Raw genomic sequence first — 326 nt, 5'->3', positions numbered from 1 at the left:
GCATCACGGCTGCTGTCATAGGGCCAGTCCGCGCGCGGCGTGGCGGATCGATAGTTATCGTAGTAGCCCGCCGTATTGCTGAAGTAGCGCGAGCCTATCCAGCTCACGTCGTGCATCTGCGCCGCATCGAGCGCCGGACGCTGCATGAACAGCTTCGCCCGCGCCGGTCCGTAGCAATCATGCGTGAAGTCCGCCACTTCCTGCGCCAATACCGGGTCGTCGATGCGGGTGGCGTCAATCTCCATGCGCATCTGCCGTAAATCCGTGCCGCAGGGGATGGCTGCCACCGATGCGCCGGTGACGGCGCGCGCGAGGGCGTGCATGAA

Annotated in this window: 1 protein-coding gene; it reads right to left on the bottom strand. The window is 65.0% G+C overall.

Annotated features, from left to right (window positions below; all coding sequences use genetic code 11):
* On the bottom strand, positions 1 to 326 hold a 326-nt coding region (locus tag KDH83_RS32180), incomplete at both ends, for a conjugal transfer protein TraG N-terminal domain-containing protein (protein ID WP_212323277.1).

The organism is Achromobacter sp. Marseille-Q0513, from assembly GCF_018195695.1.
Taxonomy (GTDB): Bacteria; Pseudomonadota; Gammaproteobacteria; order Burkholderiales; family Burkholderiaceae_B; genus Achromobacter.
The sequence above is the reverse complement of the archived record's forward strand: the minus strand, read 5'-3'. Positions and strand labels throughout refer to the sequence as shown.